This is a genomic window from Legionella birminghamensis, from assembly GCF_900452515.1.
In the GTDB taxonomy this organism is placed as follows: Bacteria; Pseudomonadota; Gammaproteobacteria; order Legionellales; family Legionellaceae; genus Legionella_C; species Legionella_C birminghamensis.
Genome location: NZ_UGNW01000001.1, coordinates 2,441,866 through 2,462,952, shown reverse-complemented (window position 1 = coordinate 2,462,952; position 21,087 = coordinate 2,441,866). Strand labels below are relative to the sequence as shown.

Sequence of the window (21,087 nt, the reverse complement as noted above, 5' to 3'; positions counted from 1 at the left end):
GATTCCGCTTATAATAACGAACCTTACTCAACTCGAGCTTTAATTGTCTGTCGGTCTGCATCAGCTCGTTGTAGATTTGTTGTCTCTGCTTCATCATGGATGTCTTCCGGATGGTGAGAAAAGTATTCTCGGGTTTTTTCAAAACTCATCTTTTTGAGATTGGAAACCGCCAGTCGATAGATGGTGTACATTATTCCAAGGTTTAGAACGACAGTCAGCAATAACGATAAAGCAATGCTGCCGAGGATATAAAATAGACCATAGCCAATCAGTGACATAATGAGCAGCCATACCGTCATGCTCATTATTAACAGCATGACGGTATGAATAATGAGGGGTAAAACCCCCATTGCTGCCAGTTTTGTTTCCAGCTGAACTATTTTTGTAAACAGTTTATAGCTTTCCAGCTTACTGGAAACAAGACCGCTTATCGATTCGAACAGGTTACTCATTTGGATGACATCATTTTAGCCAGTACAAATCCAATACCGCCAGCGATTAATAAAGCACTCAGTGGATTGGTTTTAACTTTTTCGGTCAATTCATCAGAATATTGTTTCACCGTTTCCTGTGCTTCAGTAACTTTCTGGGCAATATTTTCCTGATACAATTCATTCGCCAGTTTTTTACCTTCTTCAAGAAGCTGGCTAGCTGCCTCACCGACGTGAGATTGGGACTTAATCCCAGATTGATTGCTCATTTGTGGTCCATTTGATCGTGGTTGATTAAAGTTTGAATTTTCCATTTCCTATTTCCTTAATTAGTAGTCAGTTCTTAATTAAAGTATCTTGACTAATTAAGTATAGTATATAGATAAAATAATTGAGGAATTTTTGCTGTAGGAAATATGGTACTACGGGATTCAGTGGCTCGAACTCCCGCATCTTCAGTTTCTCGAACTCCCGCGTCTTGGGCTTCTCGAGTTCCCGCGTCTTGAGCTTCTCGAACTCCCGCGGCTTGAGCTTCTCGAACTCCCGCGTCTTGGGCTTCTCGAATTCCCGCGGCTTTGACCGCGGGATCCATGTCTGGTGGCCAAGCGTGCTCTTTGAATTTGCAAATGTGCCAAAAAAGTAGAAAGGGCACAAGACTGATACCCAGGATAGGCCTCATGTGGGCCCCGCGGTCTGACTGATCCCCACAAAATTACCATTTTCTAGCCAACTCCTGTTCAATAAGATTTGGTAAGTTTTCATGGTCAATAACGAGCTCATGTATCTTGTCAAATTCAACCATCAATTGTCCTAAATAGAAGTAAGAGAATACCTTTTTATCCCTGACGGTATTAGCCTGAAAAACCCTTTGATAATTTTGGCTATGGGCAATCACGCCTATTATCCAAAACATCAGCTGAACAATAGCAGCCAATAACATTTTGACCCCCCAGCGATAAATGCTTTTAGTGCTTGCATAGCGAGCTGACAAACCAAATTGATGGCTTTTAACGTCACGAAATGATTGTTCTATTTGCATTCTTTTAGAATAATAGTTCACTACTTTGGTGGCGTTAAAAGTCTCTTTAGGTAAATTCGTTGCCAATATCCATGGCTCTCGTGCCAAACGTCGGTAATGATTAGAGCCGGCTTTATCATTCCTTGGAACTCGACTCAGACTTCTTTTTTCCCCAGGACTACGTTGTGTGGTAATAACGCGACATGCACGATTATGGTCTTTCATGATAAAGGCTTGATTGTAACTTTTCGTTTTCTCCGATATTTGGGGGACGAAGTCTTTTACTGTAGTCCATTCTTCATCAGCGCCAAGTTTTAGCATTTTTCCTTGTCTAATCCGAGTTAACCAGAACCAGCCCAATGACTCTATTGCTTTAAGCCAGTCTTCACCAAATCCTGCGTCCATAATAAAAATGACGGTTTTGTTCTTTGGAATACAGGGCATTAATCCCTGTAAAAAAGAGTGCGCTCGTCCAGATAATCCCCCGGAGCGAAACACTTCTCGATACAGGGGAATGCTTCTGCCTTTAAGCGCAATTTCTGCACTTAACATTTGAATATCATGATCATCTTTTAAATAACAAAGATCGATTAACACAGGAACATCTTCTTGAAAAGCAAGGTATTGAAATAGAAAGCTGGAAAGACCTGTATAAATTGCGCCGATTTCTTCATAAAGGTGCTTGTTCCCCTCAAGGCGATCCACTTTTTTAATTTTATGCTTTAATGAAACGTCGCCAGATAATCCTTTTCCTATCGCTGTTAGAGATAGGTTTTGCTTCTTCTGAAGAGAGCAAGCCACATCCATGACCGCCTGTAAACGTTTACCATGGATAAAAGGGCACTCTTCCATCAAATGAGTATGTAAAATATCAATAGCTTCCATCATTCATCCCAATCTGTTTTATTGGGAGGAATTAGATCATTACTCGAATTTAACTGCAATTATTTTTATCAAATTTGTGGGGATATATCAGCCCGCGGTCGTTGCCGCGGGGATTCGAAAAAAGGAGCCGGGGGGATTTGATGGTAATAACAGCAGGGAATTCCATGCGGAAATCGATCATGGAACTCCGCGGTGTTAAGTTTATATTTTTAAAGATTCCCTGGTGCTGCAGTCTGGCAAATCAATGGCATCATCCCTTTTGCCCGTTTTCGGCGAAGAAAATTTACCCATACGCGATAAAAGTGCGGCTATCCCGGGTTTCATCGGAGGTGATGTCTCAACAGCATGCTCTTCTACGGGCTTAAGCACAAAGGCTTTAGTGGATATTAAATCAGGTGTATAGATTTTAGTGCTGAATTCCCGGACTTTTAGATAATGAATGCCCAAAGACTGATTAAATACAATGTCAATACGTCCATTAATCTCGCAAATTGGAACGATATTGCCCTCGGTTTTTCGATTAACTTCATCCGATGCGCGGGGAATTACCTTTTCAATATCCTTCATATCAAGGGTGATAAGTGAAGAGCCGTCACTGCCGATGGAGAAAAACGTTTGCGGCACATCTTTATTAACCGGATCTGCACTGGTACAAGTGAAGATTTTCAAATTGATGTTGCCGGAAATTACCTGGTTAACGGGATTTCTTACCCAGTCAATATGGCCTTTAACCATTCCTCTCTCCAGAATAAAATCCGGACGACTGGCCAGCTGCATGCTATGGCTGAATTCCTGCAGCAAAATGGCTTCGAGAAATTGTCCTCCAAAGTGAAAGAGTCTATTCGCACGTGAGTGGGATGCATCGAGTCTATCCCGGGTAAACGCTTCAATAGCCTGATGCTCATCAGAACTGATTACCCTTCCGTTCAAAGTAACACCCTTACGTTTAAGGTCGTTAATTATTGTGGAGGAGTCCGGTAGTTTTTCCGCCATACTCGTCGTTTCCAAATCAAAAAACGACTGCGTTGCCTGCAATTGTTCCTCGCTGTATTTGACTTCACTGATTGGAATCTGGCCTGCTGCATGAGCTCGAGATAACTCATAGTAATTAAGAAGCGTTTGATGCAGTTTCACCAGAAGCCCGCTTAACTGCAAATCGCTTTCAGGTATCATAATTGACATCTTTTTTTCAGGGAGACTAAGGTCGGACTGAATATCATCAAAGGTTCTGTAATGCTTATTTTCCAGAAACTCCCTGAAGTTGATGGGTTTGCTAGCCTCTAGCGGCCTGATCTGCAAATCTTCAATGGTAGATATTGCAGAAGCAAGCTCTCTGATACTCATTGTATTGTTAAGGGACAAAGCCCCATTCAATTCTTCCAAAAATGTTGCCTTATTATTTTTTGTGAAAAATCCATGCTTTTCTTGCTGAACGAGTTGCTTAAATTGTTCCAGGATGTCGCATTCTAGGGTGACGACTGTTTGCTTGGTTTTCATATAATATTAAAGCTTAATGTACACACTGGGTATATTATGGTATAAATATTAAGGCCGTATTAAGTACAGAAAGAGAATTAAAGTGACAGGTTTTTTTAGCAGCAGAGTACAACCATCACCGGAAAATCAGCAGGAAGTCCAGAACTGGTACTTTATTCCAGTGTTCGAGCAGTTTACCAATCCAAGTGCGGAAAATCAGCGGATGTGGCATTTTGCCAGTCAGGGCAATATTGTACGTCAGTTTTTTACCTCCACTGAGGCTTTGAAAAAAGCAATGTCTCCGCGCCTCAGAGCGCATCAGGCTGTGAGCTGCTATAAAGTGCTACTCTCCAGTGAGCAAGAAGCCGCACTGACAAAAGCAAATAATAATACAGCACTTTTTACTGGTCCGGTAAATATCGGTGCTGCCAATATCCGATCCCTAATCATTTTGCGCGAACAGATAAGTGAGATATTAAACCCTTATTTTTTAGAGCCCATTTCGGCTGCAGCGACTTGCGCTGCTTAAATGAATAACCAAGAGAATCACATGCCTAAAAAGACATACAGCATCAGCGAATTACAGCAATATAACACTATTGAAACCTGCCTCAATTCTCCGCCAGATATCCCCAAAGAAATACAAGTGGCGCCAGAAGCCCACATTAGCCGTATATTTAGCGAAAGAAAAATATCCTGCGCCCCATTTTTCAGTAATCACTGTTTACCGAAAAAACCGGATGATTCCGATGCGCCCACCGCTGTTTTAGTCTGCTAAACCCGACTTGGCGGGTTAAGCTACTGCATTTGCTTCCAGGATTGGCGGCCATAAATTTGCGGGCCGGGATTTTCACCTACTTTTTGGATACCCCCGCTGGTTCCTGGCAGGTATTTGTATTCCTTACTGCCGGCATTCAGTATCGAAGGGCTGGCAATTAAGCCAACCTCGGATTTGAGGCCGCTTGGGGGAACTGTCACAGTATTGCCGCCATCGCTGGATGTTACCGAATCAGCGGTGGTGAAGGCGCCGTCATTATTCAAATCGAATACATTATAATTCAACCGGCTGCCGGTTAGGGCATTCAATTCCATTAACCAGCTTTCGCCGCCAAAATCGCAGGGATCCGAAGTAGGGATGACTGTGGCGAATATGATTTTTCCATTCAAATAAGTTAAGTTGGATATAACCCGCTCACCGCGCGCCTGCCCGTTGACAGTTAAATCGATATACCAGCCGCGATCATTATTAGCCAGAAGATTGGAGCTGGTCACACGCGTATTATTCTGCTCGGATAATATAGTTTGTTGGCGAAGCTGCGTGCGCCCATTAATAATAGACGTATTATCATCCCTTAATGCATACACTGTCTGGACGCTTAAATCTGTTTTATCGCCTGGCTCAAGGTATTTTCCGGTACCAATGTATACCTGCAGGGCAGATGCGCTAAAACGGACTCTCGACACTTCAGGCCGGGTGGTAATAGGCTGTCGCTTACCGGTACTGTCCTGGGCTACAAACAGCGGTAAGGGCTTGTTTCCCTGTTTATACCAGAAATCCCACTGGGATGGGTTGGGATCGGAAATGTCAATTTTCCACAGGTTACCGAACAAGTCTCCCGCATAGATAATATTTGCAATCGAATTACCATCAGTATCAACGACGGCAGGGGATGCCATGCCATTGGGACGGCCAAGGGCTAAGGGATCCTGGCTCATGCCTACGCCCGTGTCGAGTTTTTTGATGAGTTCGCCCGTATCAATATTAACAATATAAATGACGGCATTCCCGGTAGCACTGGCAAAGCCATCACTCAAGGTATTATTGTATCCATTGCCAAAAATCGCTGCCCACTGGCCATTAGCCAGTCTGACAATAGAGGCCTGACCATAAGTAAATCCCAGATCGGCATCATCACTGTCATTAAATTCCCATTTCACAATATTGGCCGCGTTATTTTCATTAAATTGCGTGGGATTAGTGACATCAAGCGCATACACACCCTGGCCGCCGCCGCTCAATGTGCCCACGAGGACCGTTCGCCATTGTGAATTAATGAAAACATCAATCACTGTGGGGGAACCGTCTACATAGTATTGATGGGTGTAGTTCGGATCGGTCAATAAATTTAATTTGGGAAACACTTTGGATGGCACATAAGCAAAAATCTCAGTACCCACTTTTGCATCAAAGGCATGCAGCATGCCGTCATTGGCGCCAACATAAATAATGCTTTGCCGATTGATATTATTTTGACGAAAGCTGCTGTAAGACACATTATTTTCAGGGGCATTGTCAGACCAGAAAGAAGGATAGGCCTGGTTGGGGGCGCCAACCACAATGGGGGCGGAATTAATTATATCGCCAAGCAAGGTAGAGCGGTTACGAAATGTGCCGCCATTTTTCTGTTCCAGGGACTGATCACCGCGTAAATAATTCAAACGGCTGCCGCCCAGATTATCAATGCTGGCATTTTGAGGGTTGGTATTCAGGGCAGTGACTTGCGCCAGATCCAGATCATTAAGACCCGGTGAAGCAGGAAGGGATGGCCATCTGAATTTTATCCCTTTCTGAGTTGAAGGTTTATAAGTGAGTATCTTTCTGCTGCTATTGAAATTCTGTAGAGACAATTGTTGAGCAGCATCCCAGAGAGAACCGCGCGGGCCGCTGCCCGTGGTCACTATATTGCCTGTATTCTGATCGATTGGAAATGCCAGTAATTGCCCGCTCCAGTCCTTGGTTTGAAATATCGCCTGATAAATAAAGGTATCAGATGAAAGAAAGCCGCTGCTTAACGCTGCTGAAGAAAAGGAGCCCGCCCGGTCAACTATAAGCGAAAAGGCTTTTGCCAGTTGTGTGCGCAAAGTATTGGCATTCGTAACCAGAAAATAGTTATCCGGATCGCCGCTACTGGAGGTAATCGATTCCTGTGGGATGTCAGGAATATCATTGTTATTGGAATCATTAAAACCACCCCATTTGCCTGCATACCAAAGGGGCGAATTAAAAATAATCGCCGAAGGCGTATTGCTGGGGGTGAATGTGCGGGTTGCAGAGGTTGGCAATGCGGCTTTATCTTCCCAGGCTTGGCCGGGAAGTTTACCCGGGGGGGTATCCAGGAAGTAATCTTTATCATTAATTGCTGGTGTATCACTGTCTCTGACTTCCAGAAAAACCCCGTCGGTCGTGGTGCCCGAAATCACGTATCCAAGATGCTGGTTAATACCACCTGCTGCATAGATTGTTTCAGTTTTAATAGTCAGGGTGTTATTAGGATTCACTGTGATCGTATACTTCACTATGGCATCCATATCAAAATCAGCCCCTTGCTGCAAATCGGCAAAGTTAACCCGAAAGACACCGCCGGTACTTGAAAGAGATTCAATATAGAAATCAACGATTTCATTTGTTGGCTGGTATTGACCTTGCGTGGCATCAATATTCAATCCCGCAACCGATTTTGCGAAGGGAACGATGGTAACAAGGTTATTTCCCACCTTGAATTTTATTTCAGGCTGCGGAGACGAAAGGGCAATAATGTATGATTTTACATTTTGCTCCCCTTTGGCAGCATTTAAATCATTTATCCAGCCGTAATAGGCCACACTTGCTGCATAATAACTGCCTTCCGAATTGGTTTCCTGAGGGGCCAGACCACGGATATTGCCAAAACTGGTGACTGTTTTCGGTGTGGGGGCGCCGTTTGCGATGCCGGCGGATTGACCAATAAAAGCAGACACGCTGCTGTAGCCTTCGGTATTGAAAATAGTCTGGCCAATTGAGGAGGCATTCAGAGGCGGGTTCAAATCGCTGCTTGCGGTGTTGAAATAACTGCCTGGTACCTGATCGCTATCGTAGGAAGGGTAAAGATCGCTGATGACCAGTAAATTAGCTTGTGCGCAGTAGGGATTACTGCTGTATGGATTTTGCCAGCCCGGTTTTGGCAAACCCAGATTAACATCCGGGCCGCTCGAATAGTCAAAGCTTGGTGTCGGCGAGCCTTTACCGCCAAGATAGCGGAGGGCTTCATACATAATTTCAGCAATTGGATTCCCCCCACATTTCACATTCGCCATTGACAATATTACGAGTGCTGATAAAGCCGCAGCTGTAATTATAATTACTGTCAAAACCAGTTACTGTTAATTTGTTAAGTGTGGAGATAATGCCGTTAAATGCGGTAAACTGGCCGGTATTTAAATTGATTTCATTAGTAATACTGGAAATATTCTTCCGCAGTACACCGCCGGCAAGATTGTTTTTATAAGAACCGGTCATCAGGCCGAATAACATCGAGTTATTTTCACCAAATTCCTGCAGAAGCCCAATTGGTTTATATTGGCCATTGGGGTAGGCGCGGCAATTGGCTTCGAGGCCAATACTCGAGTCACAGACTTTTACCCTGACTGTATAATCGCTAATACCCAGTATAAGCGGGCCGGTGCTGCCATTCACTGCGCGGCTACCTGCGACGGGCACCTCAATGCTTACCCATTCCCATATGCGATAGGGCTGATTGACTGCCACGCGCAGTAAAGGCGCGCTGCTCCCATTTCGAAGAGTGGTGTTAACAAATAAATGGCGCGTACCCAATATCGGGGGGAGCAAAGGGGTGTAGTCGCTGATGTTGTATCCATCCACTGCAAAGCTGGTGTATTCTTTCCCCCAGCTATGCCCATCCTGGGGAATATAGGTCCGTTCAAGTATAGTCTGGTTGGTTGCATCATTGGAACGATAACCGCCATAAAGGACTTTCCGTATCGCATCGAGCCTTGCCGTAGTGACGTAATTTAAAAAATTACCACTCCAGGCGCCAAAACATTTCTTTGTGGGAGTGACCGAAATGGGGTAATAATATTGCAGAAAACTGCTATATCCATAGCATTTGTAGCTGTCAAAATAGCCATAATAATCAATCGCCGGATTAAAGCGTATATCAATAATATCATCGCCATTAACATCCGAAGCATCATTGTAGGCTTCAAAATAGAGCTTATGATCGCGCTCCACAATTAACATGGTCAAGGGGGCAACTGCGGATGAAATAAATAAAGGAAGCTGCGAGAGATTGAGCGTGCCTGCAAGGCTCACTGAGCCTGTGCAGAGAAAAAAGCAGATCATAAGCAGGAGACGTTTCATTAAAATCGCCTCCCTACGGTTGTTTGGAGCACGGTAACGGCCTCATCGGAAAATCCATAGCCTTTAGCTGTAACCTGATAATAGAAAACACCAGTACTTTTGGATGAAGAGCTGCCAATCACGGGGGAGTCCGGCACAAATTGCAGGAACTCAATGATATAACGGGGTTTTGAGCTCACTTGCTTGAGGTTGGAGTTGTATTGCGCCGAATTGGTTTTCCACCAGCTATCCGGTTGACTGGCAAAGTCAATGTTTTCATAAAGTTCCTGAGCACAGGGAAAGTTGGTGCACAATGTGTATACCTGAGGCTGCCGGCTTTGGGTAAGCACCCAGTTTTCTCCGGCGATTAACGCGGTTTCCGCTGCTAAAAACGATAATTCTTTATTTTGCAGGTTAGCTGACATTTTTTCCTGCATTTGGGTCACCTGAACCGCGCTGATTGCCAGTAATGTGATTATCAAAAGTAAAAGCAGGCTCACTGCGAGGACTGCCCCCCTCTGTCCTTTTCTCCAATCTTGATTCATATCGGCAACCCCCGGTTACGCAGCGTAACGAAAATATTCCATTCGCGCCGTAGTTTGCGATCGGTCGGAGTAAGCGATGTACCATTAAACAGGTAGGAGGTTGCTTTATCAGCTACATTTTCAACGGTAGACATCAGCAGATTTATCTGTACTGCAATGACATTATTCCAGTTATTACTGTTTTCCACCTGAGTTGCGGTCTGATAGGTGTCAGCAGCATTATCGCCATTGGTATCAATGCCGTAAGTAATACGCATCTGTTCGACGCCATCGGCAATTTCCTCTTCATTTCCATTTCTATCCATCCTGACCAAGGCCAGGATCGGTTGATTTTGGGCATTGACTCGTCCTGTGTTTTTTATATAAAAGGCATAATAATCGAGGACCGCCAATTGCGCATTATGCAAATAGGCAATGCTCAAATCATTGGAGATGTTTTGATTCGAGGAGTGGGTGATGGCGGTGGCATTGCTGTTAGCACCCGCTATGAAAAGATCGCCAACGGAGCAGTTAGTAATCATCAGAGGTGTTCCTGCCTCGATTCCCATGCGATCATAGACCAGGATGGGATTGTTGGGACGATTCATATCATCGCGAAGTCGTATGCCCAGACTGGAAGCCTTTCTTATCTCAATGATATCACTGCCAGCAACCGACTTACCTTGTAAATTCGCGGGTAAACTGGGGCTGAAGCTCGAGCCATTACCGTCAAAACCACGCAGGGGTTTGTCATAATCTAACATGGTTGAGACATTTTTGATTAAGTTGGTCACCTGCATTTGCTTTTGGTTCGCACAACCCTGATAGCCTGCCATCCGTAAATCATAACTCATCATGTAATTGGCATAGCGTCCGTTTTCCTGCAGGCGCGCCAGTGCATCCTGAATAACAAAGGTGGTTTTGTTACTAAGATAGACAACAGAGATGGCTGCTACAAGAAATGTACCCAGACTGATAGCAATCATAAATTCAATTATTGAAAATCCATTTTCTTTTCTCTGTAAAGCGTTCATAGCTCAACATCCATGGTGAGACAGGCTAAATCAACCTGATAATTCCCGCTGCAATTCATGCCGGTAGCGCCGCTGCGATCATTATCCCAGCGGATAGTGAGAGTAAAAACATTTCCGTTACGGCTGATGCTGCCTTGGCCGCTTGGGAGAAGCTGGCTATTGGTCTGATTCCACTGATATAAATCACGCTGGGCGATTTGTGAGATGCTGCAGGTGGAGCAGTTCGGATTGGATGAAAGGCCGGACATATTATTATAGGAACCTGCTTGAACGCCCGCTGGATTAGCCAGCATCCGGTCAAACATGTTGCCCATTTGAGCAATAGCGATAGAACGAAGATACGCGGAGTGATTATAACGAACAGCATTCGCCTGCAGGGAAGCAATTCCCAGTAAGCCAATCGCGAGGACCAGGGTGCTGATAAGAATCTCAAGCAAACTGAATCCTTCCTGTTTGCTTTTAAGCGCATGCATAAGAGTACGCGGTGGTAAGTGATTAATTAATCATGCAAAAAGCGTACCAGCGGTTATGAAAATCCGGGGCTTCGACCGTCCGAATCCCCGCGGCTGCGACCGCGGGGCCCACACGAAGCCAATTTAATGTTAAGAAGCCTTGTTTATGACTAGCTGTTAAATCCTATTTTTTGGCAACATTGAAACTTGTCTGAGGCCCATGCTACTCCAACAGGCATGGGCCCCGCGGTCGGAGCCGCGGGGATTCGGTGTCGGAGCCGCGGGGATTCGGTGTCGGTGCCGCGGGGATTCGAAAATTAATTCCCTTTAATAACAGGCATCAAAGTTTGTAACAATGCCTTGAATATCTTGGGATTCCCTGCGGATATGTCCCCTTTTTTAAGATAGTCCTCGCCGCCATGCAAATCACCCACGAGGCCGCCTGCTTCCTTAATAATCAAGGCTGCAGCTGCCATATCCCAGGGTCTTAATCCCATTTCCCAGAAACCATCCAGCCGACCGCAAGCAACATAGGATAAATCCAGTGCCGCAGATCCAGTTCGTCGAATACCTGAACATTTACCAATCAAGGCTTCAAAGGTAGGTAGATAACGTTGCGCCAGCGCCACATCACGGAAAGGGAAACCTGTTCCCAGCAAGGAAGAGTCTAATTGAGTTTGCTTGGAAACCCGGATACGGCGATCGTTCATTTGAGCCCCGCAGCCTCTGCTTGCGGTGAAAAACTCATGGCGAATGGGATCGTAAACTACTGCATGCTCTATGCGATTTTTGATTTTACAAGCAATTGAAACGGAGAAAAAAGGAAAACCATGGAGATAATTGGTTGTGCCATCCAATGGATCAATCAGCCAAGTCACTTCTGAGTCAATATTATGTGTACCGCTTTCTTCAGCCAGAAAACCATGATCAGGATAGGCTTTATGGATGGTATGCATAATGGCCTGTTCCGCTTTAATATCCACTTCGCTGAAATAATCGTGAGTACTTTTGGCGGTGACTTTGATCCGGTCAATTTGTTCCAGATGACGCACAATAATATCACCCGCATGCTTTGCGGCGGTCACTGCAATATTTAATAAAGGCTGCATATTTACGCTCATGAAAAAACAAAGGGGCGATTCTATCACATTTTTTTTGTACAGAGAGAAGACATTGCTGGTATAGTTACTTTTTTTTGAATTGAATTGGTTAAGATGAATTTTTCTGCAATACGAATAGTGCTCGTTGGGACTACTCACCCTGGGAATATTGGCTCTGCTGCACGCGCCATGAAAACGATGGGGCTAAGCCGTCTTTATCTGGTCAATCCCAAGTCTTTTCCCGATTTAAAAGCCTGTGAAATGGCAGCCGGTGCTGATGATATTCTCGACAATGCCATTGTCTGCCAGGATTTGGAGGACGCTTTGCGGGGCTGTCAGTTGGTTTTAGCAACCAGCGCGAGGCCGCGCGGAATCGCATTACCGGGTTTAATTCCGGGAGAAGCTGCTGAATTGGTGGCTGGTAAACCCGACGAAACAGAGGTGGCCATCTTATTTGGCCGCGAACATGCAGGATTAACTAATGAGGAGCTCTTGCGCAGCCAGTTTCACATTAATATCCCCAGCAACTCCGAATACAGCTCCTTGAATCTCGCCCAGGCTGTGCAGATTATTGCCTATGAACTGCGAATGAAATTACTGTCTTCTCCTAAAGCAGAAGTGGCACTACGTGAAGATCGTGAGGCAACAGTGGAGGAGGTCGAGCAGTTCTATGGACATTTGACTGAGGTAATGCTTGCTATTGATTTTCTAAGACCTGATAATCCTGGCCGCCTGCAGCAACGCCTTCGCCGTCTTTTTAATCGCGTAGGTCTGGAACACATGGAAGTCAATATTTTACGGGGCATATTAAGTCACATGCAGAATGCTTTGAAATGGGCGAAAATCAATAGAGGGAGTTAATGATGAATAAAATGCCTCTTTATTTTGATTATATGGCGACTACGCCTGTCGATCCGCGCGTGATAGAAAAGATGCTGCATTACCTGGGAAAAGACGGGATTTTTGGCAATCCAGCCTCAACTACGCATATTTACGGCCAGCAGGCACAGTTAGCGGTGGAAACAGCCCGGGCTCAAATTGCCGAGTCAGTCCACGCAGAGCCAAGAGAAATTGTTTTTACCTCAGGGGCAACAGAAGCTGACAACCTGGCCATTATAGGCGCGGCAAGGTTTTATCAGCGAAAGGGGAAGCATTTAATCACCTCCGTTACCGAACACAAAGCAGTGCTCGACAGTTTCCATCAGTTGGAGCAGGAGGGCTTTCAGGTAACTTATCTTACTCCCCAGCCGGATGGTTTGCTTTCCTTGCAGGATTTGGAGCAGGCGATTACAGGCCAAACCATTCTTGTATCTATCATGCATGTCAACAACGAAATCGGCGTAGTGCAGGATATTGCTGCAATTGGGGCATTATTAAAGAACAGAGGCATTATTTTTCACGTCGATGCTGCGCAAAGCGCAGGCAAAATTGCGATTAATCTCAGCGAGCTCCCGATTGATCTCATGTCGTTTTCCGCCCATAAGAATTATGGTCCCAAAGGAATCGGGGCATTATTCGTGCGTCAGAAACCCAGAGTACGGCTTCAGCCGCAAAGTTTTGGCGGCGGACATGAGGGTGGTTTACGTTCAGGGACATTGGCGACGCATCAGATTGTCGGCATGGGTGAAGCATTTGCCCTGGCTGAAGCCAGCCGCCAGTGGGAACAGGAACGAATACTTATGTTGCGCGAGCAATTATGGGACAATATAAAAATGTTGCCTGGTATACGTCTTAATGGCCATTCCACACAAAGAGTCGCTGGTAATTTAAATATAAGCTTTCCCGGGATTGAGGGTGACTCCTTACTTTATGCCTTGAAGGACTTGGCTATTTCCAGTACATCTGCCTGTGCATCCTCCAGCATGCAACCTTCCTACGTATTGAAAGCGATTGGCTTGGATAATGAAAGCGCATTCAGCTCGATTCGCTTATCGATAGGGCGATTTACAACAGAGACTGAAATTGCTGAAGCTTCGCAGATCATCTATCAACAAATTTCGCGCTTACATGAAATATCGCCATGATCATTTATAATGAATTAGTAGAACGTTGTTTTTTTCAGCCGCAGCATGCGGGTATCCTGGATTGTAATGAAGCCTATACCGTACACGCCCGGGCTGGTTATCCGGGGCGGCAAGGCTATTTTGATGTTTATCTGCAATGTGATAATGCTGGTTTAGTTAAAAAGGCAAGGTTTAGGGCATTTGGCAATCCTTATCTGATTGCGGGTCTTGAACTGCTCTGCGGGCAATTGGAAAATAGTTACCTGAACGAGCATCCCTGCTTTAATCACCGCGAATTGGCAGACAGGCTGGAGCTGCCAAAAAAACAGCAGCAGCTTGTCTTTTTGATTGAAACAGGTTATCTCAATGTCATAGTTCAAATGAAAGAGAAATTAGGGGTAGAAAAATGAGTGTGGTACAACAACAGGTTAACGATTCAATAGATATAGCCCTGAGTGAGGCAGCCATTAATCATTTATTAATGTATTTAAAGGGGCAAACGGAAAGCAAAGGGGTGCGTTTCTCTGTAAAAAAAACGGGTTGCTCTGGTTTATCTTATGTTGTGGATTACGTCAGGGACGCTTCCGCAGATGACATCTGTTTTCCCCTTAACACTGATTATCAGGTTTATATTGATCGAAAAAGTTATCCCTTTTTAAAAGGCATGCGAATTGATTATGTGAAGCAGGGGCTCAACGCCAGGTTTGTTTTTGATAATCCGAATCAAACTGGTCAGTGTGGTTGCGGTGAAAGTTTTACGGTTGACTAAAAATTTATCCCGGTTGCTACAGCCCATAACTATCTACACAAATGCATCGAATCCCCGCGGCTGCGACCCATAACTATCTACACAAACGCGTCGAATCCCCGCGGCTGCGACCCATAACTATTTACACAAATGCGTCGAATCCCCGCGGCTGCGACCGCGGGGCCCATGTCTGGTGCCGAAAATGCTCTCAGAGGAATCCAATATTGCCGAAAATAGCAATTAAAAGCAGTTTGGAATAAGTCTTTCAAACATTATCCTTAAGTAGCCAACCGATATTCTAAATAAGCTTCGTGTAGGCCCCGCGGTCGTTGCCGCGGGGATTCGAAGTGGGAAAATATTTTGTAGCTAGCTATCTGCTACAGCCGGGAATACCTCCTTGTTTTATCTTCTAGCTGCTAAAGTCTTCCTTTAACCCAATTTTACACTCAATGACAATAAATAATTATTAATGTCTAAATATTGATGATTATTATTCTTAAGCTTTTTCTAACTAAATTATGCAAAATTTGCTCCAAATAAAAATAATTAGAATAAATTTGCATCAAAATATGCAAAAATACTTGATTAAAACTTAATTTTTTCTTAATATTTCCTTAATAAATGAGTATCTATAAAACAATGTTTACATAGTTTGTAATATTTGGTAGTATTGCGATCATGATGCTCAAAATGGGTTAACTTTTTTATAATGATTCTAGTGAATCTTTGGAGAGATAGATGAGTGCAGTAATGCAAGATGTGACACAAATTAATGATGCGTTGATTCAGCAAGTCATCGGAACCGTCAAAGGTTATTTGAATGCTGTCAGCAATAAAGATAATAATCTCAACCTTTATCAATTAATCGTTGAAGAAGTAGAAGCCCCCTTATTCCGTACAGTGATGGAACTGACTCGTTACAATCAATCTAAAGCTGCCCGTGTATTAGGTGTTAGCCGCGGCACACTGCGTACCAAACTGAAGCGTTATTTTGATGATGAGTTCATTGGTACTCGTGGTTAATCACTACCTGTAAGTCAATCTGTGCTTCTGCGATATCTGCAGATCTGTAGGCCTGGTCAATGATCAGGCGCATAAACAGCATAGTATCTACACAAATGTTTTCTTGCCCCTAATCCCCTGCTGCGTAGCCCCTTCGAATCCCCGCTGCGTAGCCCCTTCGAATCCCCTGCTGCATAGCCCCCTTCGAATCCCCGCGGCTGCGACCGCGGGGCCCATGCCTGAGTGATCCTCACCAATTTAGACAGCTAAACTTCAGCTTACGGTGCTAATACAATTTAGGTTAGACTGTTTCTATTCGATAGCTAATGTATTTGTGTAGATACCCATGGCATTAAACATGCTGGGTAGCCCACCCTTCGCTAAAGATGAAATATACTCTCGAAACTTGTGGTTTTCTAAAATTCAGTTTGCTATGATCATAGTCAAAGTCGGTTAGACAATCGCTCTTTGCCATGCAAGGGGAGGAAAGTCCGGGCTCCATAGGATAAAGTGCCAGGTAACGCCTGGGAGACGTGAGTTTACGGAAAGTGCCACAGAAAATATACCGCCATAGATTTCATCTATGGTAAGGGTGAAATGGTGCGGTAAGAGCGCACCGCGCAACTGGCAACAGTTGTGGCAGGGTAAACCCCACTTGGAGCAAGACCAAATAGGAATCCAGCCGGTGAATGCCGGAACGTATGATCCGTACGGGATTCGGGTAGGTCGCTTGAGGCATTCGGTGACGAATGTCCCAGATGAATGATTGTCCTTGACAGAACCCGGCTTATCGACCGACTTTTTCTTAATCCATCCGTCATTGCGAACGAATGTGAAGCAATCCAGATCCTGCATCTGAGCTTCTTCTTGATTATGTCCCACCTAAGCTTTACTATCGCATAACTAATTTTCTGAAGAATGGAAGATAATGATCCTCTGTCTCGATGTGGGCAACTCCCATATATATGGTGGTGTATTTGAAGGGGAAGAAATCCTTTTACGTTTTCGGCATACCTCTAAAGCATCAACCTCTGATGAGTTTGGCATTTTTTTAAAAACCGTTTTACGCGAAAATCAATGCTCGCCAGAAGCGATTAAGCATATTGCGATTTGCTCTGTTGTGCCGCAACTGGATTATTCTTTACGCTCAGCCTGTTTGAAATATTTTTCGGTCGATCCTTTTTTTCTACAGGCAGGTGTAAAAACTGGTCTGAATATCAAGTATAGAAATCCGCTGGAGGTAGGTGCTGATCGGATTGCTAATGCAATTTCTGCAGCGCAGATGTATCCCGGTAAAAATATCATTGTAATTGATTTTGGTACAGCGACCACATTCTGTGTAATCACTGCTAACAAATTCTATTTAGGCGGGGCTATTCTTCCGGGAATGCGTTTATCAGTCGATGCGCTTTCGAACAATACGGCTAAACTTCCTGCAGTCGAAATTGTCAAAATGAACCAGACTGTCGGTCGTTCAACCATTGAGAGTATACAATCAGGGGTTTATTTTGGCGCAATCGGAGCCTGTCGTGAGTTAATAACCCGAATAAAGGCTGAATCTTTTCAGGATGAGGATGCAATCGTGCTTGCTACCGGCGGCTTTGCTTCCTTATTTGAAAAGCAAGGTCTCTATGATTATCTGGTACCCGACCTGGTGTTACAAGGAATCCGCCTTGCTTCATTGATGAATCAATAATTCCCTATTATTACACAGCCCCGCTTTTGATGGTACAATTCGCGTCCACTAAGTGCAGTATAAAAGCATTATCTGAGGAGTGAATTGACAATGAAAAGTCTGGGCTTGCGTATCAAAGAAAGTCTCCGTTCTCTAGTGGCATGGCGAAAAAGTGAGTCGGACAACGACTATGATCTCGATGATGATATCGAAAATAATCTCGATAAATCAGGTTCGGAAGCCTTGGAACAAGCCGGAGAAGTCAATCCTATCCTCGATGATGCGAAAGCGAAAACTGGATTAGCCCCGGAAGACAGAGTAAGGGGATGGAGCGCATTTGTTTATTTCGTCTCATTTATCTGTATTAGAAAAAATATACCTGCCATAAGCACAGCGCAAGTGCTGAACCTCGCCCAGGTCAGCGCCAATGCCTTAAGCTCCCTTCTTTTTGCAAAAACAGCAGAGGCTGCTTTTAATGAGGAAAAATCAGCCTTGATATTGGGAGAACAGTTGTCGCTGGAGTTCCTGCTGGTGTTGTTAACAGCCAGTTATTCTTTTGGGAGCCTTGCTAAAACCCAGGCGCAGAAAGTGCTTAGCCATACCAGGGCAGATACCTACACTCGGGCTGTTTCTGAAGCCACCAGAATGCAATTATTGCTTACACAGGAGGCGAGCATCCGCTTAGGGTCTTACGGACTGATCCAACCCATTCAAAAAAGTATGGGCATAGAGGATTTGGCTGATTCTTTGTTCTCGGATACGTCAAGCGGTTTGTACGCTACGGTGGTAGGCAGCGGAATTATGACTGCTCTGACTTATTCTCCTGTTTTGGGAGTGAGTTCCTTTCTGATTTTGGCTACATGTGCTGCTTTTGCTGCTTTAAATGTCGAAGATGTCGTCAGAATCAAATACGAACTGATCGAAAAAAATAATGAAGTATGGAAAACATTCATGGCTTTACTGGCTAACAAGGAAAACATAGACAATTTCGGCAAGTCAAAAGAAGCGATGGATATGGCGACTGAAGTCGATAGAATCTACGGCGAGGCGCTGATCGAAGCGGAGCGTGTAAAACTCAATACAAGCCAGGGACATATTTTAATCTCGCGTATTGGAATGTTGCTTAGCTCCATGTATGCAGTTTACCAACTAAGGCAAGGAAAGCTGAGTGCACAAAGCTGTATCATTATGGCAGGCTATTTAAACCAGTTGTGTCAATTGGCGCCTGATTTTGGTGCAGCGTTTGTCCGTGTTTTATCGGTTGTTTCTGACCTTAAATATGTTTACAGCCGGCTAATTGATAAAAGTAATCAGATCATCGACAGACATCCGGATGTTCCATTGGATCTCAGTGAGAGAGGGCAGCCGGCTATCGAATTTAAGGATGTGAGCTTCAAATACCCTGCCATACCCGGCCAGACAAGGGAACGTGTAACCCTCCCGTAAAATAGCACCATTCAAAAATAGAGTTTCTCCGGCATAATAGGCAAGAGGAGGAGAAACGATGAAACGCAGCCGATTTACAGAGCATCAAATATTAAATATTTTAAAATATGTAGAGAATGGCCGTCTGGTAAAGGATGTCTGCCGTGAGCATGGAATATCCGATGCCACGTATTACAACTGGAAAGCTAAATATGGCGGGATGGAGGCCTCAGATATTAAACGAATGAAGCAACTTGAGGAAGAAAATGCAAAGCTGAAACGGATGTTCGCTGATTTGTCGCTGGAAAACCGTGCGTTGAAGGATGTGATAGAAAAAAAGCTTTAAAGCCGGCAGAGAAAAGGGAAATGGCTGATTATCTGGTAAATGAATACGGCATGAGTCTTAGACAGAGCTGTGCCGCCTTAAGCCTGAGTCGCACAGGTTACTATTATCAGCCGGCAGTAAATAAGGATGAGACGGTGATTAAAGAGCTGATGGAAGTTACCGAACGCTATCCGCGTTATGGCTTCAGGAAAGTGTTTGTCAAACTGAGGCAGGCGGGGTTTACATGGAATCACAAAAGGGTTTACCGGGTTTACTGTGAATTGCAGTTGAATATCCGCCGTAAAGGAAAGCGGAGATTGCCTACACGCAACCCAGAGCCTCTTGCGGTTCCCGCTACAGTTAACCATACTTGGTCTGCTGATTTTATGAGCGACGCATTGAACTGTGGCAGACGATTCAGGACATTTAATGTGGTTGATGATTTCAACCGGGAAGCACTGGCCATTGAAGTGGATCTGAGCCTGCCTGCCCGACGGGTTACCCGGGTGCTTGACAGCATTGCTGCCAGTCGAGGATATCCGGCAAAACTGCGTCTTGATAATGGGCCTGAGTTTATCTCTCTGGTATTGGCTGACTGGGCTGAAAAACACGGAGTTACTCTTGAGTTTATTCAACCCGGAAAACCTACTCAAAATTCATTTATTGAACGGTTTAATCGAACTTATCGCAATGAAATACTGGATTTTTATTTGTTCAGAAATCTCAATGAAGTTCGGGAAATAACCGGGAAATGGATGAAAGAATATAACGAAGAAAGACCGCATGAATCACTGGGAGATCTGTCACCATTTGATTATAGATTGATTAAAAATAAGTCGGAAAACTCTAGTTTCGGTTGGCACTAATAAGGGGAGGTTTACAAACGCACAATATTAAGAGGCTTGTCCGGTAAAATTGAAAAAGGGAAATGCTACGCTTTGGTCAGCGCGAGCGGCGGAGGTAAAAGTACTATTTTCAATTTGCTGTTTGGCCATACCTCGCCCAATAGCGGAACTATTTTGATCAATGGTCAGGATGTCGACAAAGTGAGTCTGCATTCCCGTCAGGCGCATATTACCCTGTTTACGCAAAGGCCAGGTTTATTCAAGGGCTCGGTCAGGGATAATATCCTGTTTGGTGTGCAGGGTATTGTTGAGGATGGCGATACGAAAATATTAAAAAAGGCAGAGTGTTTTGGTATTGATGAATTATTAAACCGCTTGTCCGATAAATTGGATACTGATGTGGGCGATCAGGGCCATGCTTTATCTGGCGGTGAGCAACAGAAAGTCGCAATTCTCCGGGCATTAATGAAAAATGAGGATAGTATTTTCCTGCTGGATGAGATCACCTCAGCACTCGATGCCTCCTCAGCAAGAAGGGTTATGGAAGGATTTAAACAGTTCACCAACCCTTATGCAACACTGATGATTACCCATGAATTAAGTGAAGCAAAGGAGTTTGCGGATCAAATCCTCGTTATAGACGGCGGTCAGATCATTGCCCAGGGAACACACGATGAGCTAATGGAAACCTGCGGCTATTACAGGCAGTTATGGCATGCGGCCAAAAAAGAAAAAGCATTGGAGTTATCAGTTTCTTCAAGTTCTTATAGCACTATGTCGGCTATGATGGGTACAGGTGCTCCAGATACATCCGATGATGAGGATATCGAGATGGTAAATTTTGAGACGAGCTCAGAAACGCTTTTACCAGCCATAGCGGAAAATGGTTTTCCAGATCAGCAGTTGGAGCATACCTACTCAAAATTCGAGCCCTGATATTCCAGCTTGCGCCTCCTTTATCCATAACCTGAGAGCTGGGTGCAGAGAAGCGTATTTTCCTGCACATCTCGCTCATTTCCTGGTCATAA

21 protein-coding genes and 1 other RNA gene are annotated in these 21,087 nt (G+C 44.5%); 12 read left to right on the top strand and 10 right to left on the bottom strand.

Annotation, left to right across the window (positions count from 1 at the left end; genetic code table 11):
- Positions 1 to 23 precede the first annotated feature (23 nt).
- The 4 genes from DYH42_RS10465 to DYH42_RS10445 all read right to left on the bottom strand — a co-directional run bounded on the left by DYH42_RS10465 (position 24) and on the right by DYH42_RS10445 (position 3,831).
- A complete protein-coding gene (locus DYH42_RS10465) occupies positions 24 to 452 on the bottom strand; it encodes a hypothetical protein (RefSeq protein ID WP_058523236.1) in 429 nt (142 codons plus the stop codon).
- Entirely contained in the window at positions 449 to 700 is a 252-nt protein-coding gene (locus DYH42_RS10460; protein ID WP_083503092.1) for a hypothetical protein, read from the bottom strand. The genes DYH42_RS10465 and DYH42_RS10460 overlap by 4 nt, the downstream gene beginning before the upstream one ends.
- 443 nt (positions 701 to 1,143) lie before the next feature.
- A complete protein-coding gene (locus DYH42_RS10450; protein WP_058524076.1) occupies positions 1,144 to 2,337 on the bottom strand; it encodes an IS4 family transposase in 1,194 nt (397 codons plus the stop codon).
- 198 nt (positions 2,338 to 2,535) lie between these two features.
- Entirely contained in the window at positions 2,536 to 3,831 is a 1,296-nt protein-coding gene (locus DYH42_RS10445; RefSeq protein ID WP_058524006.1) for a hypothetical protein, read from the bottom strand.
- Positions 3,832 to 3,913: 82 nt separating this feature from the next.
- Between DYH42_RS10445 and DYH42_RS10440 the strand changes: the two genes are divergently transcribed.
- A complete protein-coding gene (locus DYH42_RS10440) occupies positions 3,914 to 4,339 on the top strand; it encodes a hypothetical protein (protein ID WP_058524007.1) in 426 nt (141 codons plus the stop codon).
- 21 nt (positions 4,340 to 4,360) lie between these two features.
- Complete coding sequence (locus tag DYH42_RS10435; RefSeq protein ID WP_058524008.1) at positions 4,361 to 4,588, top strand: hypothetical protein; 228 nt, start codon at positions 4,361 to 4,363, stop codon at positions 4,586 to 4,588.
- Positions 4,589 to 4,608: 20 nt separating this feature from the next.
- Here DYH42_RS10435 and DYH42_RS10430 read toward each other — a convergent pair whose 3' ends face one another.
- The 6 genes from DYH42_RS10430 to DYH42_RS10405 all read right to left on the bottom strand — a co-directional run bounded on the left by DYH42_RS10430 (position 4,609) and on the right by DYH42_RS10405 (position 12,045).
- Complete coding sequence (locus DYH42_RS10430; protein ID WP_058524009.1) at positions 4,609 to 7,842, bottom strand: pilus assembly protein; 3,234 nt, start codon at positions 7,840 to 7,842, stop codon at positions 4,609 to 4,611.
- Positions 7,843 to 7,846: 4 nt separating this feature from the next.
- Positions 7,847 to 8,947: a hypothetical protein gene (locus tag DYH42_RS10425; protein WP_058524010.1), complete on the bottom strand. Its 1,101-nt coding sequence runs from the start codon at positions 8,945 to 8,947 to the stop codon at positions 7,847 to 7,849.
- Positions 8,947 to 9,471, bottom strand: a complete 525-nt coding sequence (locus DYH42_RS10420) for a pilus assembly PilX family protein (RefSeq protein WP_058524011.1) — start codon at positions 9,469 to 9,471, stop codon at positions 8,947 to 8,949. Before DYH42_RS10420 ends, DYH42_RS10425 begins: the two co-directional genes overlap by 1 nt.
- Positions 9,468 to 10,484: a PilW family protein gene (locus tag DYH42_RS10415; protein WP_058524012.1), complete on the bottom strand. Its 1,017-nt coding sequence runs from the start codon at positions 10,482 to 10,484 to the stop codon at positions 9,468 to 9,470. Before DYH42_RS10415 ends, DYH42_RS10420 begins: the two co-directional genes overlap by 4 nt.
- Positions 10,481 to 10,957 (bottom strand): type IV pilus modification protein PilV, encoded by a 477-nt coding sequence (gene pilV / locus DYH42_RS10410; RefSeq protein WP_058524013.1) that lies wholly within the window; start codon positions 10,955 to 10,957, stop codon positions 10,481 to 10,483. The genes DYH42_RS10415 and pilV overlap by 4 nt, the downstream gene beginning before the upstream one ends.
- A 296-nt stretch (positions 10,958 to 11,253) precedes the next feature.
- Positions 11,254 to 12,045: an inositol monophosphatase family protein gene (locus tag DYH42_RS10405; RefSeq protein WP_058524014.1), complete on the bottom strand. Its 792-nt coding sequence runs from the start codon at positions 12,043 to 12,045 to the stop codon at positions 11,254 to 11,256.
- Positions 12,046 to 12,150: 105 nt separating this feature from the next.
- On the opposite strand from DYH42_RS10405, the gene DYH42_RS10400 reads away from it, so the two are divergent.
- The 10 genes from DYH42_RS10400 to DYH42_RS10355 all read left to right on the top strand — a co-directional run bounded on the left by DYH42_RS10400 (position 12,151) and on the right by DYH42_RS10355 (position 20,995).
- Positions 12,151 to 12,897, top strand: coding sequence for an RNA methyltransferase (locus DYH42_RS10400; RefSeq protein WP_058524015.1), 747 nt, complete (start codon positions 12,151 to 12,153; stop codon positions 12,895 to 12,897).
- Between the two features lie 2 nt (positions 12,898 to 12,899).
- Complete coding sequence (locus DYH42_RS10395) at positions 12,900 to 14,060, top strand: IscS subfamily cysteine desulfurase (protein ID WP_058524016.1); 1,161 nt, start codon at positions 12,900 to 12,902, stop codon at positions 14,058 to 14,060.
- The gene (locus tag DYH42_RS10390) at positions 14,057 to 14,449 is read left to right on the top strand and encodes an iron-sulfur cluster assembly scaffold protein (RefSeq protein ID WP_058524017.1); all 393 of its coding nucleotides are present in this window, start codon (positions 14,057 to 14,059) and stop codon (positions 14,447 to 14,449) included. Before DYH42_RS10395 ends, DYH42_RS10390 begins: the two co-directional genes overlap by 4 nt.
- The gene (locus DYH42_RS10385; RefSeq protein WP_058524018.1) at positions 14,446 to 14,808 is read left to right on the top strand and encodes a HesB/IscA family protein; all 363 of its coding nucleotides are present in this window, start codon (positions 14,446 to 14,448) and stop codon (positions 14,806 to 14,808) included. Before DYH42_RS10390 ends, DYH42_RS10385 begins: the two co-directional genes overlap by 4 nt.
- A gap of 717 nt (positions 14,809 to 15,525) precedes the next feature.
- Complete coding sequence (locus DYH42_RS10380; protein ID WP_058508063.1) at positions 15,526 to 15,810, top strand: helix-turn-helix domain-containing protein; 285 nt, start codon at positions 15,526 to 15,528, stop codon at positions 15,808 to 15,810.
- A gap of 424 nt (positions 15,811 to 16,234) precedes the next feature.
- An RNA gene (gene rnpB, locus DYH42_RS10375) (RNase P RNA component class A) lies at positions 16,235 to 16,595 on the top strand.
- 122 nt (positions 16,596 to 16,717) lie between these two features.
- Positions 16,718 to 17,485, top strand: a complete 768-nt coding sequence (locus tag DYH42_RS10370; protein WP_058524019.1) for a type III pantothenate kinase — start codon at positions 16,718 to 16,720, stop codon at positions 17,483 to 17,485.
- Positions 17,486 to 17,575: 90 nt separating this feature from the next.
- Positions 17,576 to 18,910, top strand: coding sequence for an ABC transporter ATP-binding protein (locus tag DYH42_RS10365; protein ID WP_058524020.1), 1,335 nt, complete (start codon positions 17,576 to 17,578; stop codon positions 18,908 to 18,910).
- A 58-nt stretch (positions 18,911 to 18,968) separates the two neighbouring features.
- Positions 18,969 to 20,080 (top strand): IS3 family transposase gene (locus DYH42_RS10360; RefSeq protein ID WP_115316899.1). Its coding sequence is split into 2 segments (ribosomal slippage): positions 18,969 to 19,221 and positions 19,221 to 20,080, totalling 1,113 coding nucleotides; the frame shifts between segments, so codons are not numbered across the junction.
- Positions 20,081 to 20,116: 36 nt separating this feature from the next.
- A complete protein-coding gene (locus DYH42_RS10355) occupies positions 20,117 to 20,995 on the top strand; it encodes an ATP-binding cassette domain-containing protein (RefSeq protein WP_162263078.1) in 879 nt (292 codons plus the stop codon).
- The last annotated feature ends 92 nt before the right edge of the window (positions 20,996 to 21,087 follow it).